The organism is Rhodococcus sp. ACPA4, from assembly GCF_002300185.1.
GTDB classification, from domain to species: Bacteria; Actinomycetota; Actinomycetes; order Mycobacteriales; family Mycobacteriaceae; genus Rhodococcus_F; species Rhodococcus_F globerula.
Genome location: NZ_NSDY01000002.1, coordinates 581,042 through 596,012 on the forward strand (window position 1 = coordinate 581,042; position 14,971 = coordinate 596,012).

At 60.9% G+C, this 14,971-nt stretch carries 13 protein-coding genes; 6 read left to right on the top strand and 7 right to left on the bottom strand.

The features are described from left to right. The first annotated feature begins 37 nt into the window (after window positions 1-37). On the top strand, window positions 38-670 hold the full coding sequence (locus tag CJ178_RS25955) for a TetR family transcriptional regulator (protein WP_033233996.1): 633 nt from the start codon (window positions 38-40) through the stop codon (window positions 668-670). A gap of 4 nt (window positions 671-674) precedes the next feature. Here the strand turns inward: CJ178_RS25955 and CJ178_RS25960 are convergent, their stop codons facing one another. Continuing rightward, complete coding sequence (locus CJ178_RS25960; protein ID WP_033233997.1) at window positions 675-1,433, bottom strand: SDR family NAD(P)-dependent oxidoreductase; 759 nt, start codon at window positions 1,431-1,433, stop codon at window positions 675-677. Between the two features lie 123 nt (window positions 1,434-1,556). On the opposite strand from CJ178_RS25960, the gene CJ178_RS25965 reads away from it, so the two are divergent. Continuing rightward, window positions 1,557-2,294 carry a VIT1/CCC1 transporter family protein gene (locus CJ178_RS25965; protein ID WP_095888320.1) on the top strand — a complete coding sequence of 246 codons (738 nt, stop codon included), beginning with the start codon at window positions 1,557-1,559 and terminating at the stop codon, window positions 2,292-2,294. Window positions 2,295-2,342: 48 nt separating this feature from the next. Here CJ178_RS25965 and CJ178_RS25970 read toward each other — a convergent pair whose 3' ends face one another. From CJ178_RS25970 to CJ178_RS25980, 3 genes are all read right to left on the bottom strand, one after another. After that, window positions 2,343-3,233 carry a universal stress protein gene (locus CJ178_RS25970; RefSeq protein ID WP_045068863.1) on the bottom strand — a complete coding sequence of 297 codons (891 nt, stop codon included), beginning with the start codon at window positions 3,231-3,233 and terminating at the stop codon, window positions 2,343-2,345. A gap of 49 nt (window positions 3,234-3,282) precedes the next feature. Further along, window positions 3,283-4,818: a CYTH and CHAD domain-containing protein gene (locus CJ178_RS25975; protein WP_045068866.1), complete on the bottom strand. Its 1,536-nt coding sequence runs from the start codon at window positions 4,816-4,818 to the stop codon at window positions 3,283-3,285. A 76-nt stretch (window positions 4,819-4,894) separates the two neighbouring features. Then, window positions 4,895-5,794 (bottom strand): pseudouridine synthase, encoded by a 900-nt coding sequence (locus CJ178_RS25980; protein WP_033234346.1) that lies wholly within the window; start codon window positions 5,792-5,794, stop codon window positions 4,895-4,897. A gap of 197 nt (window positions 5,795-5,991) precedes the next feature. Between CJ178_RS25980 and CJ178_RS25985 the strand changes: the two genes are divergently transcribed. The 3 genes from CJ178_RS25985 to puuE are packed head-to-tail and all read left to right on the top strand — an operon-like array spanning window position 5,992 to window position 9,158. Next, window positions 5,992-7,236: a DUF6986 family protein gene (locus CJ178_RS25985; protein ID WP_095888321.1), complete on the top strand. Its 1,245-nt coding sequence runs from the start codon at window positions 5,992-5,994 to the stop codon at window positions 7,234-7,236. A 4-nt stretch (window positions 7,237-7,240) separates the two neighbouring features. Beyond that, on the top strand, window positions 7,241-8,227 hold the full coding sequence (gene alc, locus CJ178_RS25990) for an allantoicase (RefSeq protein ID WP_033234001.1): 987 nt from the start codon (window positions 7,241-7,243) through the stop codon (window positions 8,225-8,227). Window positions 8,228-8,243: 16 nt separating this feature from the next. Then, the gene (gene puuE, locus CJ178_RS25995; RefSeq protein WP_095888322.1) at window positions 8,244-9,158 is read left to right on the top strand and encodes an allantoinase PuuE; all 915 of its coding nucleotides are present in this window, start codon (window positions 8,244-8,246) and stop codon (window positions 9,156-9,158) included. A gap of 18 nt (window positions 9,159-9,176) precedes the next feature. On the opposite strand, the gene CJ178_RS26000 is transcribed toward puuE, so the two are convergent. The 3 genes from CJ178_RS26000 to CJ178_RS26010 form a co-directional block, all read right to left on the bottom strand. Then, a complete protein-coding gene (locus CJ178_RS26000; protein WP_095888323.1) occupies window positions 9,177-9,905 on the bottom strand; it encodes an aspartate/glutamate racemase family protein in 729 nt (242 codons plus the stop codon). A gap of 5 nt (window positions 9,906-9,910) precedes the next feature. Then, complete coding sequence (locus CJ178_RS26005; protein ID WP_033234004.1) at window positions 9,911-11,482, bottom strand: NCS1 family nucleobase:cation symporter-1; 1,572 nt, start codon at window positions 11,480-11,482, stop codon at window positions 9,911-9,913. 105 nt (window positions 11,483-11,587) lie between these two features. Continuing rightward, the gene (locus tag CJ178_RS26010) at window positions 11,588-12,313 is read right to left on the bottom strand and encodes a GntR family transcriptional regulator (RefSeq protein ID WP_033234005.1); all 726 of its coding nucleotides are present in this window, start codon (window positions 12,311-12,313) and stop codon (window positions 11,588-11,590) included. A 180-nt stretch (window positions 12,314-12,493) separates the two neighbouring features. Here CJ178_RS26010 and CJ178_RS26015 point away from each other — a divergent pair, with 180 nt between their 5' ends. After that, a complete protein-coding gene (locus CJ178_RS26015) occupies window positions 12,494-14,848 on the top strand; it encodes an ATP-binding protein (protein ID WP_095888689.1) in 2,355 nt (784 codons plus the stop codon). The last annotated feature ends 123 nt before the right edge of the window (window positions 14,849-14,971 follow it).

Here is a 14,971-nt window from a genome sequence, read left to right on the forward strand (position 1 = left end):
TTGGAATCTGAAATCGGCGTCGGAGAAGGTTGTGGGCATGGCAGGTGGCGATAAGCTGGATCAGTCTGTGGTGGAACGAAGCTCGGTGATCGGGCGTCGTACGACGCCGTCGCAGAGAGCACGTTTCCATCGGATTGTCGACGCTGCAATGGAATCCGCGTCCGAGGGTGGGTACGATGCGGTCCAGATGAGGTCGGTTGCCGAGCGGGCCGGCGTGGCGATCGGGACGGTGTATCGGTACTTCCCGTCGAAGAATCACATGCTGGTCGTGGCGTTGGTATGGATGTTCGAGGGTCTGCGCGACAGGTTCCACGACTACGAAATCCCGGGGGAAACTCCGTCGGATCGAATTCTGTTCGTGTTGAGGAAGAACACGGAAATCCTCGAGACCGATCATCCTCGTTACGAGGCGCTGGTTCGCGCGTACATGTTTGCGGACGCGTCGGCGACCCCGGAACTCAACGCACTGGGTGACGTCGTGACGGAGATGTTCGCGAAGTCGATCGGTGTCGAGGAGATTTCCGAGCAACAGATGGATGCGGTGAAGGTCATCAACGATGTCTGGATGTCTTCTCTCGTGTCGTGGGTCGCCGGCCGGATGACCAGCGATCAGGTGATGGCGCACTTGGAACTTGCCGTGCGCTTGGTGTTTCGTAAGTTGGGCGGGTAGCCCGTCAGACGGAGTATCCGCCGTCGACGTTGAGTTTCTGGCCGCTGATGAAACCGGCGGCATCGCTCGCGAGGAAATGTACGGCTTCGGCGATGTCGGTCGCGGACCCGAATCGCTTCAGCGGAATTCGACTCATGGTGATGTCGAGAGCGGCTGGATCGAGATCGGCTGACGCGATGAGTCTTTCGGCCATGCCGTCGGTCAGCATGCCGGGGCCGACGGCGTTGAAGCGAACGCCGTAGCGCCCTTCTTCGGCGGCAAAGCCGCGGACCAGTTGTTCCACAGCGCCTTTGGTACCAGCCGAGAGCCCGTCGCGGACCGGGAAGCGGTCGGTTGCTGCTGTGGTGACTGCCACGACGGATCCCGACGATGCGCGCAGCGCCGGTAAGGCCGTGTGTACAAGGGTAAAGAATGCTGCGGCTTCTTGATTCAACTGCTCGGCGAACGTGGTGGGGGAGACTCGCGACAGGTGGGTCATCGGAACGTGTGGTCCCGCTGCGTGCACAAGAGTTGTCAATGATCCGAGGTCGTCGATCGCGGACCGCGCCGCCGCGGCAATGGACGATTCGCTATCGAGATCCATCGGGTAGGAAAGTGCGCGGACTCCGAGTGATCGGATTTCTGTGCACAGCTGTTCGGCGGCATCCGCATTACTGCGATAGGTGAAGGCGACGTCGTGTCCGCGGGCGGCGAGTGTGCGGGCGATTGCAGAGCCGATACCGCCGGTTCCGCCGCTGATCAAAACGGTGCGCACTGCATTCATGGTTGTCTCCCGGGTTCCGCGGTTGATGGTCTTCGCATTCAACCTAGCAAGTGCTTGGTTGGCGCGGGTAGGACAGGCTCAGATTGCTATCGCAGACGGGAGCGGAACCCTAATCTCAGTGTTATGTCCGATAGCGTGCAGGTGGCCGGAGAAGTGCCGAGTGACGGATCCGAACCGCAGATCCCCAGCCTCAACAACCGTTTGAACTGGCTTCGCGCCGGGGTTCTCGGAGCGAACGACGGCATCGTGTCCACTGCGGGATTGGTGATCGGTGTCGCAGCCGCGACAACCGAACGTTCCGCGATCTTCACCGCAGGCTTTGCGGGCTTGGTCGCCGGAGCGGTGTCGATGGCTCTCGGTGAATACGTCTCTGTCAGCGCGCAACGCGACACCGAGCGTGCGCTGCTGAAGAAAGAGAAACGAGAACTGCTGGAAATGCCCGAGCAGGAGTTCGCGGAACTTGTCTCGAACTACGAGGCTAAGGGTTTGAGCGCCGAGACCGCCACCAAGGTAGCCGAGGAACTCACCGCACACGACGCATTCGCGGCGCACGTCGAAGTCGAGTTGAAGATTGATCCGAACGATCTGACGAACCCCTGGCACGCAGCAATCTCGTCGGCGGTGTCCTTCACCATTGGTGCAGCCATTCCGTTGATCGCGATTCTCTTGCCGCCAACGGGAACCCGGGTTCCCATAGCGTTTTTCGCGGTGCTTGTCGCGTTGGCGTTGACCGGCACGATCAGCGCGACGCTCGGCGGCGCCCGTAAGACCCGAGCGATCTTGCGGGTGGTTCTCGGCGGCGCTCTGGCGATGGCCGTGACGTACGGCGTCGGCCAGTTGGTGGGTACCGGGCTCGATTGAGCTGTGCGCCTTTGTTAACCGCGGGCGGTTGACAAAGGCGCACAGCAGTCAGGCGCGAGCGACCATCACCGGGCACGGCGCATGGTGCAGCAGGTTCTGGCTCGTCGATCCCATTACTGCGCCGGCCATTGCGCTTCGGCCGTGGCTGCCGACGACCAGAAGTTGGGCGTCGTCGGCGTATTTCAGCATGACCGGGGCCGCTGCGCCGGGTTCGCTGATTCGAGTGACCGGCACGTCAGGGTATTGCTCGGCCATTCCGGCAAGGTTTTCGGCCAACAATGCGGACTCCTCTTGTTCGACGGCTTCCCAGTCGATGAGGATTCCGGCGCCACCTTCACGGAAGGTCGACGCACCTTGCCACGTGTGCACCGCAATGAGGGGTGCTTCGAACTCGTCGGCAAACCAGAAGGCATGCTCGACGGCCTTCTTGCTCAACGGACTTCCGTCGATACCGACCACGACGGGTCTCTGATCAGGCCCGGGGTTTTCGACGGTTCCCCGCCAGACGGTAACCGGGGAGGTTGCATGGTTGGCGACCTTGAGGGCGGTCGATCCGAGTAGACGTGAGCGCAGCGCGCCGGCTCCGGTGGAACCCATGACGATCAACCGAGCTGTGCCGGCCGATTCGAGGATATGTGTTGTCGGAGGACCTGGCGCGATGTTGGACTCGATATCCAGCGAAGGGAATTTCTCTGCCACAGCGCTGGACGCCGCCGCGATGATTGCTTCGCCGTCCTCGCGGATCTGATTGAGGAACTGCGACTGCAACATCACGGCGGCGGGGCTGTAGATCGGGCCTTCCTGCGGCAGTGCATGTGCCAGGATCAGCCGTGCATTGACCACCTGAGCAACGGCTGCGGCCCATTTCGCGGCACCGATCGATGCCTCGGAACCGTCGACGCCGACAACGATGTCCTGGTGTCCGGCAAGTGTGTCCATGCTTACTCCCTCAGGTGGTTCGAGATCCGTCAACTGTGGCGATGATGTCTCATCGCCACAGCGTTGCTGATGATTTTGCTGCTTCCTTCCATGTCTTCTCGAGTAGTGCGGCTTGCTCGTCGGCAATGTCGAGTTCGCGTCGGTACACCATTCCCAAGCTGAAACTGGTGAGTGAGGTGTGCTCGTGCTCCGACGCCATTTCCAGCAGATGGTGACCGGCGACAACGGAATCCTGGTGCTCGCCGAGAACATCCTGGAAGTGGTTGAAATGCTTGAGCGCTCGTTTGGCGCGATGCTTGTTCGACGGTTTCATCACTTCGATCGCGTACTTCATCCGCTTGGCGCCCTTGCGCGCTCGATGGATTTTCTCGTCGCGGTCCGCGCGTGACGTCGCTTCGGCGACTTTGTCGACTCGTTTGCCGACCTTGTGCGAGAGATGCTGCAGGGTGTTCGCCAGTTCCTTGGAGGAGATCTTCTTGTCTGTGCGTCGACCGATCGCGTCGAATTCCAGATCGACGACGTACGCGTCGAGGTTCTCGAGCAAGGTCAGATAACGTTCGGAATTCAGTGTGTCGAGTGCAATTCCCTGGGCGGTTTCTGCTCGGGCAGAGAAGTATTCGTCGATCCGGGCCCGTACGGCTTCCTGCTCGGGCATGTCGATTTCGCCGAGGCGGTCGACCAGTCGCTGCCACTGCACCTCGACGTCGCGGGCATCACCGAACTTGCCGCCCAACCACCGTAGGTCGTCGACAAGTGCATCGGTCCGCGGTGACTGTCCGGCGTACGACTGCAGTGCACTGCGAATCCGACGCGCGGCGACGCGAAAGTCGTGAACGGCTTCCTCGCTGCGCCTACGGGTTCCGAGATCCGCGTCGGTGAGTGCGCGGATCTGTTCGATCAGGTAGTTGCGCAGCAGTATCCGAGGGGTGGGTGACTTCGTGGTGGTGGCTTCGGGTGCGGAGTGCGGTGTCACGGAGGTGCCGAGCGCACGTTTCAGCTTGGATGGACTTTCCGAGCGCTCGAGGCCGGCGCCGAACAGCAGGGTTTCGATGGCATCGGCCAGTGGTTGCCCGCCCGCTCCTTGCTCGACCTCGACTTCTTGCCACGTGGACTCTCCGGATCCGTCTGCTTTGCAGGCAATTACGGTGTCCGAAACAACTTCGGCGAGAAGCGTGCCGTCGGCGTCGTTGAGCCTGGTGCGCTCGCGGTCGGTGATGATCAGGGCGACGGGTACCAGGTCGTTGCCACGAATGATCGCTCGGACCAGCGTTGACAATGCTTCGGGTACGACAGTTCCGTCGTCGGGCGGCAGTTGGATTTCGGTTCGGGCATCACCGGCGCCAGGAAGTTTCATATGCCAGCCGGCGTCGTCGCCACCCTCACGTTTGCGCAGCGTGATCTTCTCGGCGAGCAACCGATAGTCGGCGGTGTCGAAGTACGTTGCGGAGAGTTGGATCGAGTCGTGGACCGGTGCGCCGGCTACCCCGGGCAGGTTGTCCAGTGCCGGAACTTCCTGCTCTGCAGGTGCTTCGTACTTGCGCTCGACTTCCTGGACAGCTCCGGGTACTGCATCGGTCTTGCTCATCTGATCTCCTTGTGCGGTGCGATGTAACTGCGTCCATCCTTGTCGGTAACGATGGCGCAGGGAAGGGCGAGCGCTTTCAGGTTGGCCATGCGAGCGTCAGGCGGCTTTCGAATCGGCGGGTTTCGCCGCTGACGGGGTCGTCGAACTCGAGCACACGGGACAGCAGGCGGAGTGGGTTCGAATAGTCTTCTGCAGCAACATCGTAAAAATCCGGGTAGAAGTTGTCGCCGTGGATGGGTAGTCCCACCGATGTCATGTGCAGACGGAGTTGGTGCGTCTTGCCGGTATGGGGAATCAGTCGATAGCGCGCAAACTCGCCGTGAGTTTCGATCAGTTCGATACGCGATTCGCTGTTGGGATCGCCGTCGATCTCGCGGGCTTTGAGTACTCCGCGTTCCTTCACGATGCGGCTTCGCACGACGGTAGGCGTCGCGACGTCGGCGTCGTAGCGTGCGATTGCTTCGTATTCCTTGGAGACGAGGCGATCGGCGAACATCGTCTGGTAGCCGCGCCTGGCCTGCTGGTGCACGGTGAAGAGGAGCAGCCCGGCAGTTACGCGATCGAGTCGGTGTGCCGGACTGAGCTCGGGGAGGTCGAGGTCTCGGCGAAGTCGAACCAACGCGGATTCCGCGATGTAGCGTCCGCGCGGAGTGCTGGCCAGAAAATGAGGCTTGTCGACTACGAGGATGTTGTCGTCGCGGTACAGGATGTCGATCTCGAAAGGAACTCGTGCTTCGACGGGCGGGTCGCGGTACAGATAGACGAAGCGGCGAGGCGCAAACGCGGTTCTTTCGTCGATTCCGACGCCTTTCTCGTCAACAACCTCGCGGGCGGCAACTTTCTCCCGCAGTCGCACAGCGTCCTGCGGGAACCGCTCGAGTAGATAGTCGAGCGTGGTTTCCCACGTTCCCGTGTCGGGTTGACGGATGCGGCTGGGGTTGAGGCCGTCGCGGACGGGGAGCGGAGATCGAGACACATCTTCGACGGTAGCGCTCTGGCCGGGTATTCGAGCCATCCACGACAGATCGGGCGTGGGTAATCGAGAATCAAGCTTGTGACGTCGAACACCGCACAGTGCTGACCTGCGTATTCGGGCGTTGATGTTACGGATAAGCGTGCCGACGTAACCTGAACGAAACTGCGAGCTAACCCACAGTCTGCGACTATTGGTCGATGACCGAGCCTCGCCTTCCCACAGCTGTTCACGACAGATTGGCACAGTTGCTCGACCCCGTCGATTCGAGACTCGCAAGCCAGTACCCCGACAACCGCGACGAGATTCAACCGGTGCACACCGTGTACGTCAGTGCTGCCGACGCAGGTGTCGATACTCCGCGGTCGTGGGGTGAGCAGGCAATCGAACTGCTTGATGCCCATGTTGATGTTTTTGCCGATCTCGACACCGAGAATGCACTCGACGATGTCCGTGTTCTGTTGGGTCGCACACCCGTCCAGGACTTACGGATCGATTTCGAAGACGGATACGGGCGACGCGAGGACCAGGAAGAGGATGCCGCCGCGCGGAACGCAGGTCGGACCCTGGCAGCGATCAGTGCGGACCCGTACGGTCCGAGTTGGTGCGGCATCAGGTTCAAAGGAATGCCGGCGAGTGAGCGTCGGCGATCCATTCGCACTCTCGAATTGGTTCTGGACGCCGCCGGTGGAGTGCCAGCTGGATTTGTATTCACCGTTCCCAAACTTCGTGCGGTAGAGCAGGTTACCGCGACGGTGCTGTTGTGCGAGGAGTTGGAGAAGGCCCACGGGTTGGCGACGGGATCCCTGCGATTCGAGCTGCAGATCGAAAGTCCGCAGGCTGTGATTGCTGCGGACGGAACCATTGCGGTTGCGCCGGCTATTCATCGCAGTGAGGGTCGACTGACCGGATTGCACTACGGTACTTACGATTACAGTGCCGCATGCGGAATCGCATCGCGCTTTCAATCGCTCGAGCATCCCGTTGCAGATCATGCCAAGGCGGTGATGCTCGCCGCAGCCGCTCAGACCGGGGTGTGGGTGTGCGACGGTTCCACGCAGATTGCCCCGGTGGGAACCCCCGAAATGATTCACGACGCCATTACACGGCATCATCGGCTTGTCATGCGATCGCTCGAGCGTGGCTACTACCAGGGCTGGGACATGCATCCCGGGCATCTGGTGACGCGATGGCTCGCGACGACAAACTTCTACCGCGGAGCCTTGACCGCCGCAGCGCCGCGAATTCAGGCCTACCTCGATCGTCAGGGTGGGAGTGTGATGGACGAGCCGGCAACAGCGCAGGCATTGGCTGCCGTTGTCCTGCGCGGGCTGGACGCGGGTGCCTTTGCCGAGGCCGGCGTTCTTGCTCTTGCGCCCTCTGCCGATACAGCCTCGCTACGAAGCTTGGTGGGAAGAACCACTGTCAACACAGGAGTGAACTGAATCTATGACAACCACTGATTTCACCGCTTATCCAGACTTGGCGTTGCGGACGCTTGGCGGCGCTGTGATCTGGGCGAATGACGAAGCATTTGCCGAGCGTGAAGCGTTGATCCGACCGGGTAAGGCGGGATACCAACCCGCGACATTCGGCCATAAAGGGCAGGTCTACGACGGTTGGGAAACCCGTCGACGTCGCGTCGCCGGCCACGACGAAGCGATTGTCCGACTCGGTGTTCCGGGCGTCGTCCACGGCGTTGTGGTTGATACAGCGTGGTTCAAGGGCAATTACCCGCCCGAGATTTCGGTGGAAGCGATCAGTGTCGACGGGTATCCGGATCCGGCAGAGTTGGCGCAATCGGCCGACTGGCAGACGATTGTCGAGCGCTCCGCGGTCGCCGGTGACTCGGAGAATCCGTTCGACGTGAGCTCGGATCAGCGCTGGACCCACGTCAAGCTCACCATCTACCCGGACGGCGGCGTTGCCCGCTTCCGCGTGCACGGTGAAGCACGCCCGGATCCACGGTTCCTCGATGCCGGGCCGCTCGATCTTGCAGCACTCGAGAACGGTGGACGAGTAACCGACTGTTCCAACATGTTCTACAGCTCACCGCAGAACATTCTGTTCCCCGGTCGAGCAGCATCGATGGGTGACGGCTGGGAGACTGCGCGCCGCCGCGACGACGGAAACGATTGGGTGCAAGTGCAACTTGCCGGCGAAGGTTCGTTGAGTTTTGTCGAGATCGACACGTCGTACTTCCTCGGCAACGCTCCAGGTGCCGGCGCGCTGACCGGACGCACGCCGCGCGGCGAATGGATCGAATTGTTGCCGCGCACCACGTTCCGGCCGGATACGCGTCATCGCTTCCTGATCGAGAGCGACGTCCCGGTAACCGATGTACGGTTGGATGTCTTCCCGGACGGCGGGCTCGCTCGGCTGCGTGTTTTCGGAACTCTGACACCGGCAGCTCGAGCTGTGCTCGACGGGCAATGACGGTAAAGTTGTTGCCATGAACAACTATCCGCGTGACATGGTGGGGTACGGCAAGAATCCTCCCCACCCGCATTGGCCCGGCGATGCGCGGATTGCGGTCCAGTTCGTGCTCAACTACGAAGAGGGCGGCGAGCGTAACGTCCTCGACGGTGATGACGTTTCGGAGACGTTTCTGTCGGAAATGACTCCGGCAGAGGCGTTTCCGAATCGCCACATGAGCATGGAATCGCTGTACGAGTACGGATCTCGCGCCGGATTGTGGCGAGTTCTCGGGATCTTCGAGCGGCGCAATCTCCCGCTGACAATTTTTGCGGTGGCGCGTGCCATGCAACGTAACCCTGAGGCGGTCAGCGCTTTTGGTGAACTGGGACATGAGATCGCGTGCCACGGACTGCGGTGGTTGTCGTATCAGTCGGCGGACGTCGAGCGTGAGCGCACGGATATGGCCGAAGCCGTCGACATCCTGCGGGATCTGACGGGGTCCGCCCCGCTCGGGTGGTACACCGGACGTGATTCACCGAACACCCGTGAGCTGGTTGTAGAGCATGGCGGATTTGTCTACGACTCGGATTCGTACGCCGACGACCTGCCGTACTGGGTTGACGTGCCTCGAGGCGAGGAGTCGGTGAAGCATCTGGTGGTTCCGTACACACTCGACACCAATGACATGCGATTCGCCTCTCCGGCAGGCTTTCCCAGTGGCGATCAGTTTTTCGCGCATCTGCGTGACGCCTTCGACGTGCTGTACTCCGAGGGGACCGCCGGGGCACCGAAAATGCTGTCGGTCGGATTGCACTGCCGCATAGTCGGCCGCCCCGCCCGCGCTGCGGCCCTCGAGCGATTCCTCGACCACGTGCAGTCACATGAGAAGGTGTGGATCACGCGTCGGATCGATATTGCTGAGCATTGGAAGGCTGTCCATCCCGCTTAGGGAGGGCGTCCTGCGCAGCTAGAGTTCGTACGGCGCCAGTATGCCGGTGTATGGCTTCGGTAGCGGGCGGGCAAATTCGTTCCGCGCACTTGTGGACAGGCCGAGGGTGACAAGAGACTGGACCATCGTCACCGCGGCTGCGACCCCGTCGACTACGGGCACCCCGAGTTCGTCGGACAGGGAGCGGCACAGGTCTGCCATTCCTGCGCAGCCCAGAACTATCGCGTCCGAGCCGTCACGATCCAGGGCGTCGAAACATGCTTCCAGGATGACCTTTCGGGAATCCGCATTGTGATCCAAGTCGAGGACCGGGATTTCGCACGAGTGAATGCCGAGACAATGTCGACCCATGCCGTAGCGTTCCACCAGATCAGCTGCACGGCCACGGGTTCGGCCCAACGTGGTCACGACGGAGAATCCGCGGCCGAGGAAACTGGCGTAATGCATGGCGGCTTCGGCGATCGCAACAACTGGGCCGGTGGCTAATTCTCGGGCGGCGTCCAATCCCGGATCTCCGAAGCACGCGATGACGTAGCCGTCGACGCCGTCGATCTCGCCAGTTGCGATTTCGGTGAGAATTCCTGGAACACTGAGTGCCTCGTCGTAGTGACTTTCGATGGACGCCGGACCCGTTGCGGGGCTGACCGCGTCGACGAACATGCCCGGGCCTGCGACGGCCCGGGCACATTCCTCGATCTTGGCGGTCATCGCCCACGTGGTGTTGGGGTTGATCACCTTGATCTTCATGATGGTCAGCTGACCTCTGCAGGTTCGGGAGCGGGGACGTTCTTGACCGCGAGTGACGTGCGGGTGGCGAGTAGGTAGTAGACGGCAAATCCGAGCCCACAGCCGATGAACCAGCTGTACTGCGCTGCGGTGTACATCCCGGTGAGATCCTTGCCGAGCACCGGGGCCATGGCGACAACGGCACCCACCACGGTGGCAATGACGGCTGCCGGGTTGTAACCCTTGCTGTACCAGTAGGTTCCGGTGGGCGACATGCTGAACAGTTCGTCCACGATCACCTTCTGCTTGCGCACGAGGTAGTAGTCGGCGATCAGGATTCCGAATAGGGGTCCGATAAACGCTCCCAGGGTTTCCAGTGTGTAGTGGATGACGTCGGGGTTGTTGTACAGGTTCCACGGGGTGATGAGGATGGATCCGATTGCCGCGATCATTCCGCCGGCCCGCCAGCTGATCTTCTGTGGGCTGACGTTGGAGAAGTCGAATGCCGGTGAAATGAAGTTGGCGACGATGTTGATGCCGATGGTGGCGATGGTGAAGGTCAGGGCGCCGAGAACAATCGCAAACGTGCTGTCGATACGAGCGACTGTGGCAACGGGATCGGTGATCAGTTCGCCGTAAACCGGGAGGGTCAGCGAGGCGGTGACGACAACCAGCACGGAGAACACGAGGAAGTTAACCGGTAGGCCCAGAAAGTTGCCCTTCTTGACTGCCGCAAAGGACTTACCGTAGCGGGAGAAGTCACCGAAGTTGAGCATCGGCCCGGAGAAGTACGAGACCACGAGAGCGATAGCGCCGAGCATGACCGGCACCGCGTCGAAGCCGTCGTACTTGACGTCACCGAGAGTGAGATCTATTGCGCTCCAACCGGCTTTGTAGATGAGATAGCCGCACAGCATGAACATGACGACGTACACGGCCGGCCCGCAGAAGTCGATGAACTTGCGGATCGACTCCATGCCTCGCCAGAACACGCATGCCTGCAGTACCCACAGGAGCATGAAACTGCCCCAGCCAAGGGCCGATAGGCCGGCAAATCCGTAGTCCTCGACCACGGCGTATGGCGCGAGGGAGGGAAAGAGCTTGATGAGCACGACATCGAGGGCCGCTGAGGCGAGAAACGTTTGAATTCCGTACCAGGCCACAGCAATCAGGCCGCGGATGATCGCCGGGATATTCGCTCCGAGGACGCCGAACACACTACGGCAGATCACGGGATACGGAACGCCGGTTGCCTGACTGGGTTTGGCGACAAGGTTGCAGAAGAAGTACACGATGGTGATGCCGACCAGTAGTGCAACCAGTACTTGCCAGCTGGCTAGCCCCAGCGCGAAAAGGCTTCCGGCCGTGACATACCCGCCTACGCTGTGCACGTCGGACATCCAGAACGCGAAGATGTTGTACGACGTCCACGTCTGCTTACGTAGCGGTGCCAGATCCTCGTTGGTCAATCGCGGGTCGTAGTCGGGTTTGATCAAGCCGCTACCGACAGGATGCCCGGCGGCCTCGACGAGGTCCCCGTGGCCGGGTCCGGTCGGCGGCGCGGCGCTTGCGGTTGTGGTCGGAAGGATATCGGTCATGACAGCTCCTGTGCATCGGGCAGAAGGCAGGGGAAGGTGCACACGCTCTCAGCGCCAGTGGTGAAAACTGTGTTGAGAGAAAGATATCCAGCTTGTGTTGCACAACTATTGCGAGATCGGTATATCTTTTTCGGCGAGCAGTCCGGTGTCGGTCGGCAGTGTTGCGATCACAGAGTTGAGTCGGTTGTGGTGAATCTCGGATGCGGCCAGCAGTGCTTCCGTATCGCGTCTCAAGAACGCATCGAGCATCGCGGTGTGATCGGAATGGAGGACGGTTCGATCGACGCCGGCAACGTGAACCATCGGCTGGACCGGTTCGGTGATGTTCCAGGCCGCCTCGAACATGTGTAGAAGGCGATGCATGTTCGACGGCCGTGTCAGCGCCAAGTGGAAGTTACGGCTTTCGCAGTGATACGAGTGTGAGTCGTCGTAGCGCAGAGCGATTTCGAGTCTCGAGTTCACCTCGACGGCGTGAGCGTGGTCCTCCTTGGTTGCTTGTTCGACGGCAACGCTGAGCGCAGCAGATTCCAAGGTCTCGCGGACTATGTACATTTCACGCAGTTCGGCGGGTGTCAGTTGCGCGACGGTGTATCCGAATTGGTGTCGGTGATCGACCAGCGATTCACCGACCAGCGTCTTGAGTGACTCCCGGACGGGTATTCGGCTGACCCCGAAGCGCTCGGCGACTTCGGCCAGCGGAATGGGTGTGCCCGGAGGCGCCGATCCGGAAAGAATGACTCGACGCAGTTCGTCGAGGATTGCTTGCTGGGGACTTCCGGGAGTATCGATCACCAATTGCGTCAGCAGCACTGATCTACGGCGCGGTGCCATGGCGAACTCCCTTCTCGTCTGTTATGCGTAGAAACAGAGTAGAAACTCGATGTTGCGTGTGCGTGACAACTACGTAGCTGCCACGAATCGAACGAGCCGATGATTCTCCCTGTGCGAACGGCGCAGACGTGGACGAACGGGGTAGCGTTGAAAAGGTTCGAGAAGGAAGTGAGACGGTCGATGGTACCCGCGGCGCGGGGCGCGACCGATCAGCGCGTGATCGGGAATCTGCCCCATGAGCTGAGCAGTTTTGTCGGACGTCGACGCGAGTTATCCGAGGCCAGAAGGTTGTTCGAGGAATCGCGTCTACTGACCTTGACTGGTATCGGCGGAGTAGGTAAGACACGACTTGCCATCCGTCTGGCGAGCACGGTGCAGCGAGCATTCCGCGACGGGGTCTGGTTGGTGGAACTGGGCGAGCAGACTGATCCGAAATTACTCGATGACTACGTCGCGGTGAGGCTCGGTGTGCGGCCGGTCTCGTCGGATCCGCTGCACGCGATCATCGACTACTGCGCCGATCGGAGTCTGCTGTTGGTGCTCGACAACTGTGAACACCTGGTGGATTCGGTTGCGCGGTTTGCCGGTGAGATTCTGCGTCGGTGCGCCGGGGTGAAGATTCTGGCGACGAGTCGAGAATCGCTGGGAATGGGCGGTGAGGTGACGATGCGAGTTCCCTCGCTCACGACGCCACAGCAACAGTCGCGCGAATTCGAGGGCCTTGCCCAGTACGAATCCGTGTCGCTGTTCACCGAGCGCGCGGCGTCCGTTGTTCCGGGCTTTGTGCTGACCGACGAGAACAAGGATGCTGTTGCTCGGATTTGCCAGGATCTGGACGGATTGCCGTTGCCGATCGAGTTGGCGGCCGCCCGTCTGCGGGGTATGTCTGTGGAGCAGATCATGAATCGGCTCTCGGATCGTTACCGTTTCCTCACCTTGGGTGGACGTGGCGCACCGAGTCGTCAGCAGACGCTTCGTTTGTCGATTGATTGGAGCTATGACCTGTGCTCGCCGCTGGAACAACGGTTGTGGGGAAGGCTGAGCGTGTTCTCGGGTGGGTTCGACCTCGATGCTGCCGAAGGTGTGTGCGGGCAGGACATGAGTTCGACGGAAGTGCTCGATATCGTCACCGGCTTGGTCGAGAAGTCCATCCTCATTCGTGAGGAATCCGACGGTGTCGTTCGCTACCGTCTTCTCGATCTTCTCCGGGAGTACGGGAGTGAAAAGTTGGAGGCCACCGGGGAACAGTTCGACGTGCATCGCCGCCATCGCGATTGGTTCGAAGATCTTGCTGTCCGAGCGGATTCCGACTGGATCAGCAGCAGGCAGGCCGAATGGATCGCATGGTTGAGGCGTGAACAGCGCAATGTCGACGACGCGCTGGAGTTTTCGATTTCGACGCCAGGACAGGTGCGGTCTGCGACTCGAATAGTTGCCGCCTTGTACCAACTGTGGGTGGCTGACGGCCTGATCGGCCCGCTGCGGTACTGGGCTGATCGAACCCTTGACGCCACAGCCGCCGAGACGGACATGTATCGCGCGGACGTCTTGTGCGGAGGCGCAGCGGCGCATGCGATGCAGGGCGATTACTTGCGTGCACGCGAATTGGTCGACGAGGGTTGGCGCCTTGCCGAGGTCGTGGGAGACGTGCGTTCGCGAGCCCTGGCAGCGTGGGCGGACGGGTACGTCAATGCATCTGCGGGTGAATTCGACACTGCTACAGCGAAGTTGGAATCTGCTCTGGCGATGTCTCGCTTCGACGAAAATCTGCAGTACGTGGTGATCGGTTTGGGCGTCCTCGGTCTCGCATATATTCTTGCCGGTTCTCTGGAGCGCGCGGTGGAGCGTTTCGACGAGTGTCTCGAGATCACCGTGCCCCTGCACGAAGTGACGTATCAGGCCCAGACACTGGGGTTTCTCGGACTCGTTGCGTGGCTTCGGGGTGACTTCGCGCGTGCGAGTGACTATTCGACACGTAGTTTGCGAACTGACAATTCTTCGATGAACGCCGCATGGTGTGTTGAATCGTTGGCGTGGACTGCTGTAGCGCAACGTGATTGGAAGCATGCAGCGATTCTGCTCGGCGCCGCGGAGATGTGCTGGCAGAAGATCGGGCGGCCGCTCACCGGGCTCTCGAGGTTGTCGGGTTTCCGCGACAAGGCGATGAAGAGTGCTCGAAAGGCTCTGGGGGAGAGTGCTTTCGACAGGGAGTTTCACAGAGGGATTGTGATGTCCGAAATGGAAGCCGTTGCGTATGCACTCGACGAGCGTCGCAGTGCCCAGGCTGCATCGTCGAGCGAGGCAATTCGACTCACACGCCGCGAGCAGCAAGTTGCGGAACTCGTGGCTCAGGGCCTCACGAACCGCGCTATCGCAGAGCGCCTCTTCATCTCGGTGCGCACCGCTCAGGGGCACGTGGAGCATGTGCTGACAAAACTGGGATTCAATTCCCGGGCGCAGATCGCGGCGTGGGCAGTTTCTCACGCACACGAAGAGGAATCGCAAGGCGCTGCGCGATCCGTAGATCGGCCGTGAGGGCTTCTACTGCAAAACACCAGGTCGTCACCGCAGTGCCCGAAATGCAGGTACAAATCCAGGTACCGATCCAGGTAGTTCGGCCGTCGCTCAGACGTCGGATGCACGGCAGTGTCGAGGTCG

What these genes read in the sequence shown, in the direction of transcription:
- CJ178_RS26005 (WP_033234004.1), bottom strand. Translation starts at nt 11,482, where the DNA reads ATGACCGATATCCTTCCGACCACAACCGCAAGCGCCGCGCCGCCGACC.
- CJ178_RS26015 (WP_095888689.1), top strand. Translation starts at nt 12,494, where the DNA reads ATGGTACCCGCGGCGCGGGGCGCGACCGATCAGCGCGTGATCGGGAAT.
- CJ178_RS26010 (WP_033234005.1), bottom strand. Translation starts at nt 12,313, where the DNA reads ATGGCACCGCGCCGTAGATCAGTGCTGCTGACGCAATTGGTGATCGAT.
- CJ178_RS25970 (WP_045068863.1), bottom strand. Translation starts at nt 3,233, where the DNA reads ATGGACACACTTGCCGGACACCAGGACATCGTTGTCGGCGTCGACGGT.
- CJ178_RS26000 (WP_095888323.1), bottom strand. Translation starts at nt 9,905, where the DNA reads ATGAAGATCAAGGTGATCAACCCCAACACCACGTGGGCGATGACCGCC.
- CJ178_RS25960 (WP_033233997.1), bottom strand. Translation starts at nt 1,433, where the DNA reads ATGAATGCAGTGCGCACCGTTTTGATCAGCGGCGGAACCGGCGGTATC.
- puuE (WP_095888322.1), top strand. Translation starts at nt 8,244, where the DNA reads ATGAACAACTATCCGCGTGACATGGTGGGGTACGGCAAGAATCCTCCC.
- CJ178_RS25965 (WP_095888320.1), top strand. Translation starts at nt 1,557, where the DNA reads ATGTCCGATAGCGTGCAGGTGGCCGGAGAAGTGCCGAGTGACGGATCC.
- alc (WP_033234001.1), top strand. Translation starts at nt 7,241, where the DNA reads ATGACAACCACTGATTTCACCGCTTATCCAGACTTGGCGTTGCGGACG.
- CJ178_RS25975 (WP_045068866.1), bottom strand. Translation starts at nt 4,818, where the DNA reads ATGAGCAAGACCGATGCAGTACCCGGAGCTGTCCAGGAAGTCGAGCGC.
- CJ178_RS25985 (WP_095888321.1), top strand. Translation starts at nt 5,992, where the DNA reads ATGACCGAGCCTCGCCTTCCCACAGCTGTTCACGACAGATTGGCACAG.
- CJ178_RS25955 (WP_033233996.1), top strand. Translation starts at nt 38, where the DNA reads ATGGCAGGTGGCGATAAGCTGGATCAGTCTGTGGTGGAACGAAGCTCG.